This is a genomic window from Nonomuraea soli (genome assembly GCF_013761175.1).
Taxonomy (GTDB): domain Bacteria; phylum Actinomycetota; class Actinomycetes; order Streptosporangiales; family Streptosporangiaceae; genus Nonomuraea; species Nonomuraea soli.
The window spans coordinates 188367-207460 of the sequence record NZ_JACDUR010000006.1 but is presented as its reverse complement, the minus strand read 5'-3'; the positions used below and the strand labels follow the sequence as shown (position 1 = coordinate 207460).

Below are 19094 nucleotides of genomic sequence, written 5' to 3'. Positions count from 1 at the left end.
GTCTTGACGACCGCACCCGCCTCGCCGTACCGTCTGGGAAAGCGCTTTCCCCACCCCCTTGCTGAGGAGTCGTTGTGATCATTGCCATGAACGGTGTCACCGGGCGCATGGGCTACCGGCAACACCTGCTCCGGTCCGTCCTGGCCATCAACGAGCAGGGTGGCCTGACCCTTGCCGACGGCTCCCGCGTGAAGCTGCGGCCCATCCTGGTCGGGCGCAGCGAGGCCAAGCTCGCCGATCTGGCCGCCAAGCACGACATTCCCGACTACACCACCGACCTGGACGCCGCCATCGCCGAGGCCGACGTCTACTTCGACGCCCAGGTCACCCAGGCCCGGGTCAAGGCCGTGCTCAAGGCGATCGAGGCGGGCAAGCACGTCTACGCCGAGAAGCCGACCGCCGAGACCGTCGAGGAGGCGGTCACGCTGGCCAACGCCGCCACCGCCGCGGGCGTCAAGAACGGCGTCGTGCAGGACAAGCTCTTCCTGCCGGGCCTGCTCAAGCTCAAGCGCCTCATCGACGGCGGCTTCTTCGGGCGGATCCTGTCGGTGCGCGGGGAGTTCGGCTACTGGGTCTTCGAGGGCGACTGGCAGGAAGCGCAGCGGCCGTCATGGAACTACCGCAGCCAGGACGGCGGCGGCATCATCCTCGACATGTTCCCGCACTGGCACTACGTGCTGGAGAACCTGTTCGGCTCGGTCCAGTCGGTCTACGCCAAGGCCGTCACGCACATCCCCACCCGCGTCGACGAGCAGGGCAACTCCTACGAGGCCACCGCCGACGACGCCGCCTACGGCATCTTCGAGCTGTCCGGCGGGATCGTCGCCCAGATCAACTCCTCCTGGGCCGTGCGCGTGAACCGTGAGGAGCTGGTGGAGTTCCAGGTCGACGGCACCCACGGCAGCGCCGTCGCCGGGCTGCGCAACTGCCGCTTCCAGTCGCGCGCGGGCACGCCCAAGCCGGTCTGGAACCCCGACCTGCCCGTCACCCACCGCTTCGTCGACGACTGGCAGTACGTGCCGGACAACGGCGAGTTCGACAACGGCTTCAAGATCCAGTGGGAGATGTTCCTGCGCCACGTCCTGGAGGACGCGCCGTTCCCCTACGACTTCGCCGCGGGCGCGCGTGGCGTCCAGCTGGCCCAGCTCGGCCTGCAGTCGTCCGCCGAGGGCCGCAGGGTCGAGGTGACCTCGCTGTGACCTCGATCGACCTGCCTGGAGGGACCTACACCCTGCGCGAGCCCGTCTCCTGGGGCAAGCCCGCCGGGCCCGCCCGCAGCCGCGTCGTCTACGCCGCCGCCCACGTGGTGGCCGACCCGCTCGGCGACAACACCCCCGGCTCCCCCGCCGTCGTCGACTGGGACGCCACGCTGCGCTTCCGCCGCCACCTGTGGTCGTACGGCCTGCGCATCGCCGACGCCATGGACACCGCCCAGCGCAACATGGGCCTGGACTGGGCCGCGTGCAAGCAGCTCATCCGGCGCAGCGCCGACGAGGCCCGCGCCTTCGGCGACCCGGTCGAGCTGGTCTCCTTCGGCGCCGGCACCGACCACCGCCCCGACGCGGCCTCACTCGACGAGGTCGCCGCCGCCTACGGCGAGCAGATCGAGACCGTCCAGGCGTCGGGCGCGGGTGTCATCGTCATGGCCTCCCGCCAGCTCGCGCGCCTGGCCTCCGGCCCGTCCGACTACCACGCGGTGTACGGCAAGCTGTTCTCCGTCGCCGACCGCCCGGTGATCCTGCACTGGCTGGGCGAGATGTTCGACCCCAACCTGGCCGGATACTGGGGCTCACGCGACGTCGAGACGGCCACGCGGTCGTTCCTGGAGCTCGTCCACGCCCACGCCGGCATGGTCGACGGCGTCAAGGTCTCGCTCCTGGACGAGCAGCACGAGGTACGGCTGCGCGCCGCGCTGCCGGAGGGCGTCAAGCTCTACACCGGCGACGACTTCAACTACCCGTCGCTGATCAAGTCGGGCTCGCACGCCCTGCTGGGCATCTTCGACGCCATCGCCCCGGCCGCCGCGGCGGCGCTGCGCGCGCTGGACACCGGTGACCTGGCGCGCTACGACGAGATCTTCGAGCCAACCGTGGCGTTGTCGCGCAAGATCTTCGAGGCGCCGACGTACAACTACAAGACCGGCATCGTCTTCCTGGCCTGGCTCAACGGCCACCAGGACGCCTTCGCCATGGTCAACGGCGCCCAGTCGGCCCGCTCGCTGACCCACCTGTCGGAGGTCTTCCGCCTGGCCGACCAGGCAGGCCTGCTCGCCGACCCCGACCTGGCCGTCAGCCGCATGACCTCCTTGCTGGCGGTGCACGGCCGATGAGCCTGTCTCTCAACCAGTGGACCACCAGGCGGTGGAGCGTCGCCGAGGCCGTCGACGGGTGTGTACGGCACGGCCTGCAGGCCGTGGGCCTGTGGCGCCAGAACGTCGCCGAGCAGGGCCTGGCCGAGTCGGTCAAGCTCGTGCGCGAGGCGGGGCTTCGCGTCTCCTCGTTGTGCCGCGGCGGCTTCCTGACCACCGGCTCGGCCGAGTCGCTCGACGACAACCGCCGGGCCGTCGACGAGGCGGCCGAACTGGAGGCCGCCTGCCTGGTACTGGTCGTCGGCGGCCTTCCTGGGGTCACTCCCGGCGAGCCGCTCGGGTCGTTCTCGCGTGACCTGGGCGGCGCCCGCGAGCGGGTGGCCGAGTCCCTCGCGGTGCTCGCGCCCTACGCGGGCGAGCGCGGCGTGAAGCTGGCCATCGAGCCGCTGCACCCCATGTACTGCGCGGACCGCGCGGTCGTCTCCACGCTCGGGCAGGCGCTCGACATCGCCGAGCGGCTGCCCGCCGAGCAGGTGGGCGTGGTGGTCGACACCTTCCACGTGTGGTGGGACCCACAGGTGTTCGAGCAGATCGCCCGAGCGGGCGAGCGTGTCTTCTCCTACCAGGTCTGCGACTACCTGCACCCGCTCCCGGCCGACGTGCTGCTGGGGCGCGGCATGATGGGCGACGGCGTGATCGACTTCGCGCCGATCACGCGTGCCGTCCTGGCGGCGGGCTACGCCGGCGACGTCGAGGTGGAGATCTTCAACGCCGACGTGTGGGCCGCCGACCCCGACGAGGTGGTGGCCACCATGAAGGAGCGCTACGCGAGCGTGTGCGGCTTCTGACCACCGCTCACGGCAGGGCGACGGTGCCCGCGGCGGCCCTGTCGTCCGCCCCTCGCGGCAGGGTGACGGTGCCCGTGGCCCCGTCCACCGTGATCACCTCACCGGTGGCGATGCGGTGGGTGGCGTCGGGCACGCCCACCACCGCCGGGATGCCGTACTCCCTGGCCACCACGGCCCCGTGCGACATCGCGCCGCCCATCTCCATGACGAGCCCGCCGGCCGTGAGGAACAGGGGCGTCCAGCCGGGGTCGGTGGAGGGGCAGACGAGGATCTCGCCGGGTTCGAGGTGGGCGCCGAGCGGGTCGAGCACCACCCTGGCCGGGCCGGTGACAGTGCCCGCGGAGGCGGGCGTGCCCACCAGGTCACCCTCGGCGGCCGCCACGGCCAGGGCCTCCGGCTCGGTGCCGTCGGACAGCAGCATGCGGGGCACGTGCCTGCGGCGCCGCTCCTGGGCGTAGGAGGCCCGGCGCTCGGCGACCAGGGCGCGCCACAGGTCGGGTTCCGCGCCGTTCACGGCCGAGCGGATCTCGGGCAGGGTGAGGAAGTAGACGTCGTCGGCCGTCTCCAGCAGGCCGAGCGAGGCCAGGTGCTCGCCGACGACGGCCATGCTGCGCCGTACGGCCGTCAGGGTGACGACGATGTAGTACTTGGGCACCTCGCGCAGCCCGACGAGCGTGCGTGCCCGGCCCAGCGCGAAGCGCACCACCCGGCCCTTCACCCGGCCCGCCCGGGCGGCGGCGCGGTCGATGAGCGCCTGCGCCTCGGCGGCGCCCCTGGCGAACAGCACGTCGGGGGTGGGCCCTGTGGTGTCCATGCGCAGGTAGTTGGCCAGCACGCCGATGATGTGGGTGGGGTCGTCGGACCAGCGGGGCACGCCGAGGTCGATCTCGGCGACCCCGCGGTGGCCGTAGGTGTCGAGGAAGGCGGCGATCTGCTCGCGCTGCGGCAGCGTGCCCGCGTGGTAGGCGGCGACCAGCTCCGCCACCGGCACGTCGGGGAAGGGCTCGATGCGGGTGGCCAGGTGCCACAACTCCAGGTCCATCTCGGTGGTGGGGTTGTTGGGCACGCTGCGCAGCACGTCCTGCAGCTGCGACAACGTCATCCCCGACAACCGGGAGGCCAGGCCGAGCATGCCGTAGCCGGTCAGGGCCATGGGCATGATCGAGGCGATGACGGGCGGGATGGCGTGCAGGACCCGCTCGGCGTGGTCCAGGCGCTCCAGCGGGGTGGCGGTGGCGGCGATGCCCAGCCTGGCGTCGAGTTCGGCGCCGATCCGCTTCGACAGGGCGATCGCCCGCTCCGGATTCGTGAGCGCGAGCCGTACGCGCGACGGCACGTGCATGCGGCGGGCGAAGCGGCCGATGCGGCGCAGGAACGGGCGGCGCGAGTGCTGGGTGACCGAGAACTCCGGTCTCTCGGTCAGCCGCTCGAAGATCACGCCGGCGCGGGCCTCGCCGACCGACAACATGCGCGGCAGGACGGCACGGCCGACCCGGCTGCGCAGCGCCGGGGTGATGTCGATCCACAGGCGCCCGCCGGAGTCGGTGATGGGTGAGGCTCCCGCGAAACGGTCGGCGACCCGGAAGCCGAACATCGCCGACATGCCCGAGCTGACCAGCTTCAGGCCCGACAGTCCCAGCGGGGTGAGCGGCCCGAAGACGCCCTGGGCGACGTTGAAGGAGAAGTAGGCGCGCAGTCCCTCGGCCCTGTGCGCCGGGAGCGGGTAGAGCGTGGTGATGGGGCGCGCCTGGGTGAGCCAGAGCGTGCCGCCGTCGTCAATCGCCCACTCGGTGTCCTGCGGGGCGCCGTAGTGGTCCTCGACGCGGCGGCCCAGCGCGGCCAGCTCCAGGACCTGCGCGTCGGTGAGGCAGAACCCGTCGTGGTCGAGCTCCTCGCGCTCGGTGCCGCCGCCGGGCAGCGAGCGGATGGCCATGCGCTTGTCGCCGGCGTGCCGCTCGAGGATCTCGCCCTCGTGGACGACGAACCTGTCGGGGTTGACGGCTCCTGACACCACCGCCTCGCCCAGGCCGGGGCTCGCGTCGATGACGGCCTCGTGACGACGGCCGGTGACCGGGTTGGCGGTGAACATCACGCCCGCGACGGCGGAGTCGACCATCCGCTGGATGACCACGGCCAGCCGCACCGCCCCGTGATCGATGCCGTTGGCCTCGCGGTAGGCCACCGCCCTGTCGGTCCACAGCGAGGCCCAGCAGCGCCTGACCGCCTCCACGACGGCGTCCTCGCCGACGACGTTGAGGTAGGTGTCCTGCTGACCGGCGAAGCTGGCGTGCGGCAGGTCCTCGGCGGTGGCGGAGGAGCGCACCGCCACCGCACCGCCCGGGTAGATGCCCGCGACGGCCTTGCGCACGCTCTCCGGCACCGGGGCGGCCAGCAGCAGCTCGCGGGCGCGGGCGGCCAGCTCGCCGGCGGGCGCCCGCGCGATGAGCTCGTCGAGGCCGGCGGCCACCAGCCCGTAGGCCTCGGTCGACAGGCAGCCTCCCGGCGGCACCGGCAGCCCCGCTCTGGTCAGCTGGCCCAGATTGGCGGCCTTGCCACCGACCTCGGCCAGCATCGATGCGTCGATCTCGTGGAAGCTGTAAGCGAGCGTCATGGCGCTGTTTCCCTCCGGGATGCCTGCTGTTCACCAGTGTGCACCCGGAAGGACCGATTAATTCATCAGGTGATGAAAAAGTTACCCCAAGGGTCGCCCGTCCAGCCCCCACGAAGGATCGATCGTGACGCCCAGACGCTGCAGCACCGTCGGCGCGACGTCGACCAGGCGGGGCTCCTCCAGAGCGGCGGGACGGTCACGGTCGAGCTCGGCGACGATCACGAAGACCGTGCGCTCCTCGTCGGAGGTGCCGCCGTGCCCGCCCGCGTCGACATGACCGTGGTCGGTGGTGACCACGACCGTCCACCGCTCCTCGGCGTACGACGGGCGGCCGCGGACCGAGGTGAGCAGGCGGCCAAGGACCTCGTCCTGCAGCAGCAGGGCCGCGGTGTACTCCTCGCACAGCGGGCCCAGGTCGTGGGCGATCTCGTCGGTGTCGCCGAAGTAGACGAAGCTCGCGTCCGGGTTCTCGTGCAGGAGGTGACGCTCGGCCGCGTCGGCGATCTTCTTGTCGCAGGCGCCGAAACCGTCGGCGTAGCCGTCGTAGACCACCCGCTCGTCGATCTCGGTGCCGAACGCGCCGTGCTCGGCCAGGGCCGCCCACGAGAAGATCGCGTAGGTGGTGAGGGAGGGGTCGGCGCGCTTGGCCCTCGTCAGGAAGTCGGGATAGGTCGCGTAGTCGGCTCCCGCGAAGCCGTTGTCGGCCACGCCGTGCTTGTCGGGCCAGACGCCGGTGGCGATGGAGGACCAGCCGGGTCCCGAGTCGGTGCGCGCCGTGATGCGCCGACCGCCCGTCCCGGCGACCGGGCCGCCCTCGGCCTCGGGGCCGCCGGTGTCACGACCGTCGCCCTCGGCTGATTCCACGATCTCGCCGGGCGACTCCGTCTTCGGCGCCGCCGTCTCGCCGTACGGCAGCCTGCTGGTGCCGTACACCCCGGAGGACATCAGCCCGATCAGGACGGGCGGGCGTACGGCGTGCACGCGGTCGACGCGCAGCCCGTCCATGCCGACGACCAGGACCTTATTCACCGAACTTCTCCACCCATGCCAGCGCCCCGGGCAGGATCTCCTCCACCGGGGCGACGTGCGGATACCAGGTTCGCTCCCACTCCAGCGACACCCAGCCGGAGAACCCGGCGGCGCGCAGCAGCTCACCGCACTCCTCCAGCGGCACCGAGCCCGACCCCATCGGCACCGGCGTGGTGTCGGTGGCCGAGACGGAGTCCTTCACCTGGACCACGGCCAGGTGCGGAGCCAGGTGACGGAAGGTCTCCGCCGGAGGTTCGCCGTGACGCCACGGGTGCAGCAGATCCCAGATCGCCCCCGTGGTCCCGGGCGTGCCCGCCGCGTCGAGCAGCTCGGCCACCGCCGCGCCGAGCGCCATGTGGTCGTGCGTCTCGACGAACACCTTCACGCCCAGGTCCGCGGCCTCGTCCGCCACCGCCCTCAGCCGCCGCGCCCCCACCTCGGGGTCGGCGCCGCCGGGGAAGACGCGGACGCCGGGCGCTCCCAGGTCGCGGGCGAGGCGCAGGTCGCGCAGCAGCCCTTCGACGACCTCGTCGTCGGGGGCCGGGCCGCAGATCCTGGTATATCCGGCCAAGGCCGCGACCTCCAGGCCCGCCGCCTCGATCCTCGACCGCACCCCGGCCCGCTCGCCCTCGGCGAGCCCGGCATGCACCCCCGTGTCAGGATGCAGGCGCAGCTCCAGCCCCCGGCACCGATGGGCGACGGCCACCGCCACGGCGTCGTCCAGCCCCTGTCCCGGCATGCCGAGGGTACTCATCGCCAGTTTCACGCAACGTCCCTTCAGACGAGTGATCGCACGCTCTCGCGCAACACGACCTGTCCCGCCACCGACTCCACGCGGGTGTCGCCCTCGTCGCCGAGAGCCAGCTCGAACGCCCGCGAACCCATGTCGGCCAGCGGCAGCCGTACCGTCGTCAGGGCGGGAACGTGGTCGCGCAGCGTCGAGATGTCGTCGAACCCGGCCACCGACACCTGGCCCGGCACCCGGATGCCGCGCTCGCGGTAGGAGGCCAGCGCTCCCACGGCCATCACGTCGTTGACGGCGAACACGCAGGTCGCCTCGCCCGTCTCGCGGGCCGCCGCGTGGCCGCCGTCGCGGTCGAACGGCCCGTGGACCACCTTCGGCGCGGGCAGGCCCAGCTCGGCCAGGGCGTCGGCGAAGCCCTCGGCGCGGTCCCTGGCCGTCACCAGGTGCTCGGGACCCGCCAGGACGGCGAAGCGGGTGTGGCCCAGCCCGGCCAGCGATCGGGCCAGCGCCGCGGCGCCCTCGCGGTTGGCCGGGGCCACGGTGTCGACGCCGAGCAGGTCCTGGCCGACGCACGCCACCCGGCCACCGGTGTCGAGGTACCGCTTGAGCTCGTCGCGCAGCCGCTTGGTGACGGCCGCGTCGCTGACCCGCGATCCGGCCAGCAGCACCGCACGCACCCGCTGGGCGTGCAGGGTCGCGACGTAGGCGATCTCCTGCTCGGGATCGCGGTGGGTGGTGCCGACCATGACCAGCAGGCCCTGCCCCGCCGCCGCCCGCATGACGCCGTCGGCGAGCGCGGCGAAGTAGGGGTCGGTCAGGTCGTGCACCACCAGGCCGATGACGTTGCTGGCGCCCTTGGCGAGGGTCTGGGCGGCGAAGTTCGTACGGTAGCCGAGCTGGTCGGCGGCCTGTTCGACGCGGCTGCGCAGGCCCGCGCCGACCTGGCGGGTGCTGCCGTTCAGCACGCGCGAGGCGGTCGCGAGCGAGACGCCGGCGAGCTTGGCGACATCCTCCAGCGTGACCACGAGACCTCCCGGAAAGCGATTTCCCAGTCTGCCAGAACCTGGTGGCCCCGCGCATCCTCCGGCTACGCCCCCAGCGGCCGCCTCACGGGCAGCCGAAGAGCGCCTCGAGCAGGTTACAGTCCTTCTTGTCCGGCTGCTTCTGCTCTTCCGGCGTCGGCGGGCTCGCCTCGGGGGTCGTGCTCTGCTCCGGCTCCTGCTGCGCCGCCGGCTCCGGGGTCGACTCGACCTTGTCGTAGGTGCTGACCTGCTCCTTCGCCCCGTCGCCGGTCTCGTCCGCCTCGGGCTGGGTGTCGCTCGCCTGCGGCTCGCGCGTCGGCCGCACCGTCTGCGGCCGCGTGGTGCGCGGGGCCGAGGCCGCCTCCGTGGGCTTCGTACGGCTCGGCGCCTGGCTCGGCACGGCCGCGGGACTCGTACGGCCGGCGGGGATCTCCACCGTCGCCGACGGCGGGCCGTCGAGCCGCTCCACGGTGACACACCTGCCGCCCGCGCAGCTCTCCTCGGGGCCCGCGGAGCTCAGCAACCAGCCCGCACTGCCGCCCACCAGGACCACGGCCACCGCCGCGGCGACGAGGATGCGGGTACGGCGGCGCACCTCCTGCTCGGGGTCGGGAGGCGGCGGCACCAGGACGGGCTCGACGGGCTCGGTGAGGTCGTAGCCCTGCTCCAGGGGGAGGTGGCGCGGGGAGATGTCGGACGACCAGAAGGCCACGTCGCTCTCCTCGGCGGTGGGCGGCCGGTCCTGCCCTCCCGGCGCAACGGGCACCTCGCCGCCCTCGGGAAGGTGATACGCCCCTGTCGACACCGCACCCAGACCTGCGGGAGGCACGTCACGCGGGCCCGCCGCCGGCGCGGCGCGAGGGCCCTCCGAGGGTGCGGCGCCCAGGCCTGTGGGCTGGCCGCCGGGCAGCGCGGAGACGCCGGGGCCCGAGGGGTGCACGGCCGCCGGACCCGGATCGGTCAGGTGGCCGCCGGGCGGGTCGTCCAGGGTGGCCGCCTCCTGATCGGCGGTGTCCGCGCCCTCGGCCCCGCGACGCGGCGACAACACGTCGCCCGTCGTCGCCGGGTCCAGCGTCCGGTCGTCGCGCTCCACGGTGAACCTTTCCGCAGCGGATGGTGGATCGCGATCTTTCCTAACAGAGTCCGACCCACCCTGTCAGGAAATTTCACACAAAGTTGGGGCCAGACACGTCCGGCAGGGCTCGCCGGAATCGTGTTGTGTAGCCCCATGGGCCCTGACGAGCACTACGACGTCTTCCTCAGTTACGCCGTCGACGACCGGTCCGAGGTCCAGGCGCTCGAGAAGGCCCTGCTCAGGACGAAGGCCAACGGCAGGCGGCTGCGCGTGTTCCGCGACGAGCGCTCCATCGGCTACCACGAGAGCATCACCGGCACCATCACCGAGGCGCTTCTCAAGTCCACGGTCCTGCTCGCCTACTACTCGCGCGCCTACCCGCGGCGGCCCGCCTGCCGGCTGGAGCTGACCTTCGCGTTCCTGCTCGCCCAGCGGGCCGGGTCCGTGGAGGAGCGTGTCCTCGTCGTCAATCCCGAGGACGGCGGTGACCACATCGAGCCCGTGGAGCTGCGTGACCTCAAGTACCGACGCCCGCCCGCGACCCCCGACGGGAGGCGGGAGCTGGCCGAGGCGGTCGCGCGGCGGGTGGCGGCGCTGGCGGGGCCGCTGGGGGCCGCGCACGTAGGTTCGGCGGGGCGCTGGTGGCCGGCGGATCCGTTGCTCGATCGCAAGGCGGTGCATCGCTATCGGGAGTTGTGGTCGCTGCACTCCGCCCTGCACGCGGGTGAGTTCCGGCTCGTGGAGCAGGCGCCCCCTGTCGGGGTGGCCGTGGTCTCCGGGCTGCCGGGGGCGGGCAAGACGAGCCTGGTCACGCAGTACGCCTGGGAGTTCTCCGCCGCCTTCCCCGGCGGCGTGCACCGCTTCACCCTCTCCGACCGGGACGGCGAGGACGAGTACCTGCGCCAGCTGCGCCTGCTGGGTGCGGAGCGCGGCGTCCCCCTGGACGGGGTGGACGACGAGCGGCTGCTCCACCACCTGACACGCCGGATCGGCGAGCCGGCGTTGTGGATCGTCGACCACGTTCCCGAGTCGTGGCCCGATGACGCCGTGCGTCGGCTGGTCGTGCCCTTCCGTCACGTGCGCACGATCCTGGTCAGCCGCGAGAGGCGTCTCGACGACCTCGGGGGCCGCGTCCACCTGACCGGGCTCGCCGCGGACGAGGCGCTGGCGCTGCTCGACGGAGCCTACGAGCCCCGGCACCGGGAGGAGGCCGAGGAGCTCGTGCGGGAGCTGGGCGGGCATCCGCAGGATCTGCGGGTGGCCGACTCCCAGCTGCGGGCGTCACTGGGGGTGCTGTCGCCGATGGCGTATCTGCGGAGGGCCGAGGGCGACGTCCTGCACGACACGCTGAGCGGACTCGACGAGACGGCCATGGATGTCCTGGGGCTGGCGTGCGAGCTGGCGCAGCAGACGCCGATCCCGCGCGCCGTCCTGCTGCTGGGCGTCGCGTCGCTGCGTGGCCGGAGCGAGGACGAGGCCCGGGAGCTGCTGCTTCCCGCGCTCGGGGTGCTCGCTCGCCTGTCGCTGGTGGTCGGGGAGGGTGACGCGGTCGCCGTGCATCCGAGGGTGGCGCGGTCGGTGCCGGAGCGGGCCCGTCGTGGTTGCCTGGACGCGGCGGGACACGCGGTGGCCGCGCTGCTCACGGAGCTGACCGGGCCGACCGATCCGCTGGTGGCGCATGCGCGGCGGCTGGCCGAGCGCGACGAGCTGGCGCACGAGGCCGCGGTCACGCTGCTGCGGGCGCTGATCGGCGTCGACGAGAGGTCGGCCGAGCATCTGACGGCGGCCCGGCTGGAGCGGCGCCTGGTGGAGCGGCTGCGGCGGGCGGGCGAGGCCGAGCCGAGCATGGTCGTGGGCGCGGCGAGGCGGCTGCTGACGGTCGGCGACTACGAGAGCGCGGCCGACCTGGCCGGCTCCACGCTCGCCGAGCACGCCGGGCTCTCCGGGCCTGAGGTTCGGCTCGGGGCGCTGCACGTGGTGGCCATGGCGCTCGACGGCCAGGCGCGCTTCCACGACGCCGAACGGTGCTGGACGGAGCTGATGGCCCTGGACCCCGGCGACGCCGTGCGGGTCGACCGGGCCCGTGCGCTGCGCCTGCGCGGCCTGCCGAAGGAGGCAGGGCAGCTCCTGGCGGACATGGACCCCACCGGGCTCCCCGAGTTCCACCTGGAGCACGCCCACCTCCAGTTGCTCCTGGGCCGGCCCAGGAGGTCGGCCGCCGCGGCCCGCCGCGCGCTGGAGGAGTTCGAGCGCACCGGTTCCGCCGGCCATCCGCGGGCGCTGGAGGCGGCGATCCTGCTGGCGGGCGCGGAGCTCGCGGCCTACGCGCGGCGGCCCTATCCCTTAGGCGGCGCCACGGACAAGGAGCAGCTGGCCGAGCTGGCCCGTCTACGCGACACCTACGAGCGCACCCTGGGCGCCACCAACCCCCTCACCCTGGTGATCAGGGCGGGCTACGGCGTGCAGCTGGCCGGATGGCACGACCCGGAGGCGGGCCGCGCGATCCTGGTGGCCGCGGCCGAGGACGCGCGCTCGGCCTACGCCGACGACCATCCGATCCATCTGCGCATCAGTTACTGCCTGAGCGGCGTGGCGATGCTGCTGGAGGATTTCGGCCAGGCCGAGGAGCTGGCCGGGCAGGCCTACGAGGGCCTGCGGACCGCGCTCGGCGACCGGCATCCCGACACGCTTCTCGCGCTCCTGCAGTACGGCATAGCGGGCGCCTGCCGTCATGGCGGGCCCGAGCCGCGTGAGCGCATAGCCCGGGCCCAGCAGGGGCTGCGGCAGCACTTCGGCCCGCTGCACGACGACATGGTGCGCAGCTACATCGCCCGGGTGTTCACCGCGCTGCCGCAACCCCTGCTCCAGGGCCTCATCAAGGTCACCAACACGGCCACGAGGCTGCCCGGCTACCTCAGGAGGCTGCTCGGCCGCGAGGACTGAGGCGCCACGAACCACCGGTCGATCGCCGCGTCCAGTTCCCGCGCCGTCGAGGGAGCCGCCCACGCGACGTACCCGTCCGGCCGGACGAGCAGCGCCTCGTGCTCACTCTCGGCGACCCCGCGCACGACGGGCACCCGCTCCCCCACGACCTCGACCAGGTCGTCGCGCCCGGCGAGGTCCACGAAGCACGCCCGGCCCTGCCGCAGCAGCCCGGCCAGCCCCACCTCGCCGTCGCCGGTCTTGATCCGCAGGTCGGGCGCCAGCCATCCGGCGCCGTCGACGCCGACGTCGTAGCGGATGTCCTGGCCGCTGATCATCCCGGTCAGGTAATCGTTGACCGGTTCCAGCTCCATCAGCTCGGCGAACAGCTCGCGCAGCGGGTCGAGGGCGGGGTCCGGGTGGGCCAGGGCGTTCTGGGCGCGCACGTTCCACAACACCCGCGCGGCGACGGGGTGGCGTTCGGCGTGGTAGCTGTCGAGCGTGTGCTCGGGTGCGTGTCCGTGCACCACGGCGGCGAGTTTCCATCCCAGGTTCATCGCGTCCTCGAGGCTGGTGTTGAGCCCTTGGCCGCCCCAGGGGAAGTGCACGTGCGCGGCGTCCCCGGCGAGCAGGACCCGCCGGTCGCGGTAGGAGGCGGCCTGCAGCGCGGCGTCGCCGTACCTGGACAGGGAGCGGGCGTCGCTCATCTCGATGGGCCGTCCGGCGATGCGGGAGGCGGCCTGGCGCAGTTCGTCCAGCGTGACCGGCGCCTCGCGGTCGGGGTGCGGGCCGCGGAAGTCGTAGGTGGTGACGCGGGAGTGGCCGTGGGGGTCGGGCCAGATCATGAGCCAGCCGCGCGGGGTGCGGTGCCAGCCTCCTGGCACGCCGGGGCCGAGCCGTACCTCTCCCATGAGGGCGGCCACGCGCGCGCCCGTGCCTTGGAAGTCGATGCCGGCGGCCCGCCGTACGGCGCTGCGGGCGCCGTCGGCGCCGACCACGTACCTGGCGTCCACCTGGTGGCCGCCCGCGGTGAGGGTGACGTGGCCGGCGTGCTGGACCAGGCCGGTGATCTCGTGGCCGCGCCGGATCCGCGCCCCGAGCGAGACGGCCCGCTCGGCGAAGACGCGCTCGGCCCACGCCTGGGGGCTGCCCACGATCGCCGGGCCGTCGGCGGCCGACAGGCGCAGGCCGAACATGCCGGAGAAGTGGAAGCCGACGGTGCCGTAGGTGGCGCGGCCGGCCTGGTCGAGCAGGCCGCGCCGGTCGAGCAGCTGGCCGACGCGGGTGTGGAGGGTGCCCGCCTTCGACTCCCCGGTGGGTGCGGCCAGCTTCTCGAAGACCACCGGCCGCACCCCCTGGAGGGCGAGTTCGGCCGCCAGGAGCATGCCCACGGGCCCGCCCCCGGCGATCGCGACGTCGATCATGCCGCCACCAGCACGGGCTCTTCCGCCTGGGTGGTGGCGCTCTTGCGGGCGAAGGTCAGCGAGACGAGGCTGCCGAGCAGGATGCCGCCGGCGGTGATGAACAGGGCGGTGCGCACGCCTCCGGCCAGCTGCGCGCCGGTGGCGGAGCCGAGGCCCGCCGCCGCGACGAGGATGGCCAGGCCGATGGCGGAGCCGACCTGGAGCGCGGTGGAGGCCATGCCGGAGGCGACGCCCTGCTCGCCCGCGGCGACGCCGGTGGCGGAGGCGATCCACATGCCGTTCCAGGTGAAGCCCTGGCTGATGCCCATGACGACGATGCCGGGCAGGATGGCCCAGTAGCTGCCGCCGGCGCTCACCCCGAGCGCGAGCGCGGCGGTGCCGAGGGCGCCGCCGAGGGTGCCGGCCAGCAGCAGGGTGCGGGAGCCGAGGCGGGCGGCCAGGCGGCCGGAGAGCTGGGTGCCGATGGTGATCATCAGGGAGGGCACGACGAAGGCGAGGCCGGTGGCGACGGCGCCGTAGCCGAGGGCCTGGCCGAAGTAGACGGTCAGGAAGTACGGCTGGGCCATGAAGGTCGCGCCGAAGATCAGGATGATGAGGATGGCCGAGGTGAGGCTGCGGTTGCGGAACAGGCGCAGCGGCATGAGCGGGTCGCGGCTGTGGCGCTCGACCGTGACGAAGGCGCCCAGCAGGATCGCGGCCACGATGAACGACCACACGATGAGCGGCGAGCCCCAACCGGATTCCGGTCCCTGGATGAGGGCGAAGGCGAGCAGGGTGACGCCGGCGGTGACGAGGACGGCGCCGGTCAGGTCGAAGCGGCGGCCGTGCTCGCGGGGACCGTCGGCGGGGATCACGCGGAAGGCGGCGATCATGCCGATCGCCGCGAGCGGCACGTTGACGTAGAAGACGGCCTCCCAGCCGATCCAGCCGGTCAGCAGGCCCCCGGCCAGGGAGCCGATGGCCAGGCCCGAGGCTCCGACGCCGCTCCACACCGACAGGGCCCTGTTCCTGGCGGGCCCCTCCTCGAACAGGGTGTTCACCAGGGAGAGCGTGGCGGGGAAGAGCAGCGCGCCGCCGACGCCCTGCACCGCGCGGGCGGCGATGAGCAGCCCTTGCGAGGTGGCCAGGCCTCCGGCGAGCGAGCTCAGGGCGAACAACGCCATCGCGGCCACGAAGACCCTGCGGCGGCCGAGCAGGTCGGCGGCGCGCCCGCCGAGCATCAGGAAGCCTCCGTAGATCACCGCGTAGGCACTGGCCACCCATTGCAGGTTCTGGGGGGTGAAACCGAGGTCGGCCGCGATGTCGGGCAGGGCGACGATCACGATGTAGAAGTCCAAGGCGGTGATGAGCTGCGACAACGCCAGCAGGGCGAGGGCCCAGTTACGCATGACAACAATCCTTCGATAGTTCGGGAAGGACGAACAGTACGAGATACTCGTACAATCGAACTGTTTTGTAAAGTGGGGACATGACAGCGCTCCACCCCACTCGCGAGCAGATCCGCCTGGTCGATGTGCTCGCCGCGCTGGGCCACCCGATCCGCCTGCAGATGGTGCGCAATCTCGCCTCGGGAGAGGAGATGGTGTGCGGCGAGGTCCTGCCTGCCGTACCCAAGTCCACTCAGACCGGACACTGGCGCGTCCTGCGCGAGAGCGGCCTGGTGCGCGAGCGCCAGGCCGGGCGCAACAGCTTCAAGACGCTGCGCCGCGACGACGTCGACGCCCGCTTCCCCGGGCTGCTGGACCTGGTGTTCAAGGAGGACTAGTTACTGGCGAGTAATATGGAGGGGCAAGCTTCCACCCTCAGCGAGGAGCGTAAGAGTGCCTTCCTCCCGTGACGTCGTCTTCGTCGACGGCGTACGCACGCCTTTCGGCAGGTCGGGCCCCAAGGGGCTGTACGCGGAGACCCGCGCGGACGACCTGGTCGTCCGCGTCATCCGCGAACTGATCCGGCGCAATCCCAGCCTGCCTCCTGAGCGGGTGGACGAGGTCGCCGTCGCGGCCACCACGCAGATCGGCGACCAGGGCCTGACCATCGGCCGCAGCGCCGCCATCCTGGCTGGCCTGCCCAAGACCGTGCCCGGCTACGCCATCGACCGCATGTGCGCGGGCGCGATGACCGCCGTCACCAGCGTCGCCGGCGGCATCGCCTTCGGCGCCTACGACGTGGCCATCGCGGGCGGCGTGGAGCACATGGGCCGCCACCCCATGGGCGAGGGCGTCGACCCGAACCCGCGCTTCCTGGCCGACAAGCTGGTCGACGCGAGCGCGCTGTCCATGGGCATGACCGCGGAGAACCTGCACGACCGCTACCCGGCCATCTCCAAGCAGCGTGCCGACGCCTACGCCGTCATGAGCCAGGAGAAGGTCGCCAAGGCCTACGCCGACGGCAAGATCCAGCCCGACCTCGTCGAGATGGGCATCAGGACCGCCGAGAAGGGCTGGGGCCTGGCCACCGCCGACGAGGCGCCGCGTCCCGGCACCACCCTGGAGGGGCTGGCCTCGCTGAAGACCCCCTTCCGCCCGCACGGCAACGTCACCGCGGGCAACTCCTCCGGCATCAACGACGGCGCCACCGGCTGCATCGTCGCCGCCCGCGACGTCGCCGGCGAGCTGGGCCTGCGGCCCAAGATGCGCCTGGTCTCCTACGCCTTCGCCGGCGTCGACCCCGAGGTCATGGGCGTCGGCCCCATCCCGTCGACCGAGCGGGCCCTGCGCCTGGCCGGGCTCTCGATCGACGACATCGGCCTGTTCGAGATCAACGAGGCCTTCGCCGTCCAGGTCCTGGCCTTCCTCGACCACTTCGGCATCCCCGAGGACTCCGACAAGGTCAACCCGTACGGCGGGGCCATCGCCTTCGGTCACCCGCTCGCCTCCTCGGGCGTGCGCCTGATGACCCAGCTGGCGCGCCAGTTCGCCGAGCGCCCCGACGTGCGCTACGGCATCACCACCATGTGTGTCGGCATGGGCATGGGCGGAACTGTGATCTGGGAGAACCTGGCAGCATGAGCGAAGTAGTCACCGAAGTCGTCACCAAGGCGATCGTGCGCGACGTCGAGCTTCCGTACGGCGCGGGCACGATGGCCCTGATCACCCTCGACAACGGCTTCGACCACACCAAGCCGAACACCTTCGGCCCCCTCGGCCTGGCCTCCCTGGACGAGGCGCTCGACGCCATCGCCGCGCGCTCCGACCTGGCGGCCGTCGGCGTCATCGGCAAGCCGTTCATCTTCGCCGTCGGCGCCGACCTGAAGGGCGCGGCCACCGTGGCCTCGCGCGAGGAGGCCCTGGAGATCGGGCGGCTCGGCCACCGCGTCTTCCGCCGGCTCGGCGAGCTCGGCGTGCCCACCTTCGCCTTCGTCAACGGCGCGGCCATGGGCGGCGGCCTGGAGATCGCGCTGCACTGCACCTACCGCACGATCGCCGCGAACGTGCCCGCCGTGTCGCTGCCCGAGTGTTTCCTCGGCCTGGTCCCCGGCTGGGGCGGCACCCAGCTGCTGCCCCGCCTGATCGGCCCGGCCAAGGCGATCAAGTTGATCATCGAGAACCCGCTCGCGCAGAACCGCATGCTCAAGGGCGCCGACGCGTTCTCGCTCGGGGTCGCGGACGCCATGTTCGACTCGGCCGACTTCCTGGAGGAGTCGCTGCGCTGGGCCTCGCGCGTGCTGTCCGGCGCCGTCTCCGTGGAGCGTCCGTCCTTCGCCGGCGACGACTGGGACAAGATCGTCGGCGACGCCCGCTTCCTCGTCGACATGAAGCTGCACGGCGCCGCCCCCGCCCCCTACCGGGCGCTCGACCTGATCCTGGCCAGCCGTACGGCCTCCGCCGACGAGGGATTCGCCGCCGAGGACGAGGCCCTGGCCGACCTCCTCATGGGCGACGAGCTGCGGGCCGGGCTGTACGCCTTCGACCTGGTGCAGCGCAGGGCCAAGAAGCCCGCGGGAGCACCCGACAAGGCGCTGGCCCGCAAGGTCACCAAGGTCGGCGTCGTCGGCGCGGGCCTCATGGCCTCCCAGATGGCGCTGCTGTTCGCCCGCCGCCTCCAGGTGCCGGTCGTCCTGACCGACCTCGACCAGGCCCGGCTCGACAAGGGCGTCGGCTACGTGCACACCGAGGTCGACAAGCTCGCCGCCAAGGGCCGCGTCTCGGCCGACGAGGCCAACCGCCTCAAGGCGCTGGTCACCGGCTCCCTCACCAAGGACGCCTTCGCCGACGCCGACTTCGTCATCGAGGCCGTCTTCGAGGACATGGCGGTCAAGAAGAAGGTCTTCGCCGAGGTCGAGGAGCACGTCAGCGCCGAGTGCGTGCTGGCGACCAATACCTCCTCGCTGTCGGTCAGCGAGATGGGCTCCGGCCTGAAGCATCCCGGGCGTCTGGTCGGCTTCCACTTCTTCAACCCCGTCGCCGTCATGCCGCTGCTGGAGATCGTGCGCGGCGCGGCCACCTCCGACGAGACCCTGGCCACCGCCTTCGCCGTCGGCAAATCGCTGCGCAAGTCCTCGGTCCTGGTCAAGGACGCGCCCGCGTTCGTCGTCAACCGGCTGCTGACCCGCTTCATGGGCGAGGTCTTCGCCGCCGTCGACGAGGGTACCCCCTTCCAGGTCGCCGAGCACGCGCTCGACTCCATGGGGCTGCCCATGACGCCCTTCGCGCTGCTGCAGCTCGTCGGGCCGGCCGTCGGCCACCACGTCTCGGAGACGCTGCACGCCGCCTTCCCCGGCCGCTTCGGCGTCTCGGAGAACATGGCCAAGCTCGTCGCCTCCGGCAAGCCCGGCGTCTACAAGCCCGACTTCTCGCTCGACGAGGAGGCCGTCGCCGTCTTCTCCGGCGGGAGCGACCCGTCGACCGCCGAGCAGGTGCGCGAGCGTGTGCTCGCGGCGCTGGCGGAGGAGATCCGGATCATGCTCGACGAGGGCGTGGTCGCCGCCGCGCAGGACATCGACCTGTGCATGATCCTCGGCGCGGGCTGGCCGTTCCACCTCGGCGGCATCACGCCCTACCTGGACCGGCTGGGCGTCTCCTCGCCCCGCTTCCTGCCGGCCGGCGTGGCCTCCGTCCCCGCCTGACCGCCAGAGCCGATCGGCACACCAGGCCCGCCGGAGTGAACCTCC

General features: G+C 72.6%; 14 protein-coding genes. 7 read left to right on the top strand and 7 right to left on the bottom strand.

Annotation, left to right across the window (positions count from 1 at the left end):
- Window positions 1–86 precede the first annotated feature (86 nt).
- The 3 genes from HNR30_RS29145 to HNR30_RS29135 are packed head-to-tail and all read left to right on the top strand — an operon-like array spanning window position 87 to window position 3156.
- A complete protein-coding gene (locus tag HNR30_RS29145; protein WP_220134205.1) occupies window positions 87–1199 on the top strand; it encodes a Gfo/Idh/MocA family protein in 1113 nt (370 codons plus the stop codon).
- Window positions 1196–2329, top strand: coding sequence for a dihydrodipicolinate synthase family protein (locus tag HNR30_RS29140; protein ID WP_181613259.1), 1134 nt, complete (start codon window positions 1196–1198; stop codon window positions 2327–2329). The genes HNR30_RS29145 and HNR30_RS29140 overlap by 4 nt, the downstream gene beginning before the upstream one ends.
- The gene (locus HNR30_RS29135) at window positions 2326–3156 is read left to right on the top strand and encodes a sugar phosphate isomerase/epimerase family protein (RefSeq protein WP_181613258.1); all 831 of its coding nucleotides are present in this window, start codon (window positions 2326–2328) and stop codon (window positions 3154–3156) included. The genes HNR30_RS29140 and HNR30_RS29135 overlap by 4 nt, the downstream gene beginning before the upstream one ends.
- A 7-nt stretch (window positions 3157–3163) precedes the next feature.
- On the opposite strand, the gene HNR30_RS29130 is transcribed toward HNR30_RS29135, so the two are convergent.
- The 5 genes from HNR30_RS29130 to HNR30_RS29110 all read right to left on the bottom strand — a co-directional run bounded on the left by HNR30_RS29130 (window position 3164) and on the right by HNR30_RS29110 (window position 9656).
- A complete protein-coding gene (locus HNR30_RS29130; RefSeq protein WP_181613257.1) occupies window positions 3164–5767 on the bottom strand; it encodes a PEP/pyruvate-binding domain-containing protein in 2604 nt (867 codons plus the stop codon).
- Window positions 5768–5848: 81 nt separating this feature from the next.
- Window positions 5849–6796 carry an alkaline phosphatase family protein gene (locus HNR30_RS29125; RefSeq protein WP_220134142.1) on the bottom strand — a complete coding sequence of 316 codons (948 nt, stop codon included), beginning with the start codon at window positions 6794–6796 and terminating at the stop codon, window positions 5849–5851.
- Window positions 6789–7562 (bottom strand): sugar phosphate isomerase/epimerase family protein, encoded by a 774-nt coding sequence (locus HNR30_RS29120; protein ID WP_181613256.1) that lies wholly within the window; start codon window positions 7560–7562, stop codon window positions 6789–6791. The genes HNR30_RS29125 and HNR30_RS29120 overlap by 8 nt, the downstream gene beginning before the upstream one ends.
- An 11-nt stretch (window positions 7563–7573) precedes the next feature.
- A complete protein-coding gene (locus HNR30_RS29115) occupies window positions 7574–8566 on the bottom strand; it encodes a LacI family DNA-binding transcriptional regulator (RefSeq protein WP_181613255.1) in 993 nt (330 codons plus the stop codon).
- 82 nt (window positions 8567–8648) lie between these two features.
- Window positions 8649–9656, bottom strand: a complete 1008-nt coding sequence (locus HNR30_RS29110; RefSeq protein ID WP_181613254.1) for a hypothetical protein — start codon at window positions 9654–9656, stop codon at window positions 8649–8651.
- A 135-nt stretch (window positions 9657–9791) separates the two neighbouring features.
- On the opposite strand from HNR30_RS29110, the gene HNR30_RS29105 reads away from it, so the two are divergent.
- Window positions 9792–12581, top strand: a complete 2790-nt coding sequence (locus tag HNR30_RS29105; RefSeq protein WP_181613253.1) for a tetratricopeptide repeat protein — start codon at window positions 9792–9794, stop codon at window positions 12579–12581.
- On the opposite strand, the gene HNR30_RS29100 is transcribed toward HNR30_RS29105, so the two are convergent.
- Both HNR30_RS29100 and HNR30_RS29095 read right to left on the bottom strand, forming a co-directional pair.
- Window positions 12548–13984, bottom strand: a complete 1437-nt coding sequence (locus HNR30_RS29100) for an FAD-dependent monooxygenase (protein WP_181613252.1) — start codon at window positions 13982–13984, stop codon at window positions 12548–12550. The two genes, HNR30_RS29105 and HNR30_RS29100, sit on opposite strands and share 34 nt — an antisense overlap.
- On the bottom strand, window positions 13981–15372 hold the full coding sequence (locus HNR30_RS29095) for an MFS transporter (RefSeq protein ID WP_181613251.1): 1392 nt from the start codon (window positions 15370–15372) through the stop codon (window positions 13981–13983). Before HNR30_RS29095 ends, HNR30_RS29100 begins: the two co-directional genes overlap by 4 nt.
- An 80-nt stretch (window positions 15373–15452) precedes the next feature.
- Here HNR30_RS29095 and HNR30_RS29090 point away from each other — a divergent pair, with 80 nt between their 5' ends.
- From HNR30_RS29090 to HNR30_RS29080, 3 genes are read left to right on the top strand one after another with little or no spacing between them, the layout of a single operon-like run.
- A complete protein-coding gene (locus HNR30_RS29090; RefSeq protein ID WP_181613250.1) occupies window positions 15453–15749 on the top strand; it encodes an ArsR/SmtB family transcription factor in 297 nt (98 codons plus the stop codon).
- Between the two features lie 55 nt (window positions 15750–15804).
- Window positions 15805–16992, top strand: coding sequence for a thiolase family protein (locus tag HNR30_RS29085; RefSeq protein WP_181613249.1), 1188 nt, complete (start codon window positions 15805–15807; stop codon window positions 16990–16992).
- A complete protein-coding gene (locus tag HNR30_RS29080; RefSeq protein ID WP_181613248.1) occupies window positions 16989–19049 on the top strand; it encodes a 3-hydroxyacyl-CoA dehydrogenase NAD-binding domain-containing protein in 2061 nt (686 codons plus the stop codon). The genes HNR30_RS29085 and HNR30_RS29080 overlap by 4 nt, the downstream gene beginning before the upstream one ends.
- Window positions 19050–19094: the final 45 nt, after the last annotated feature.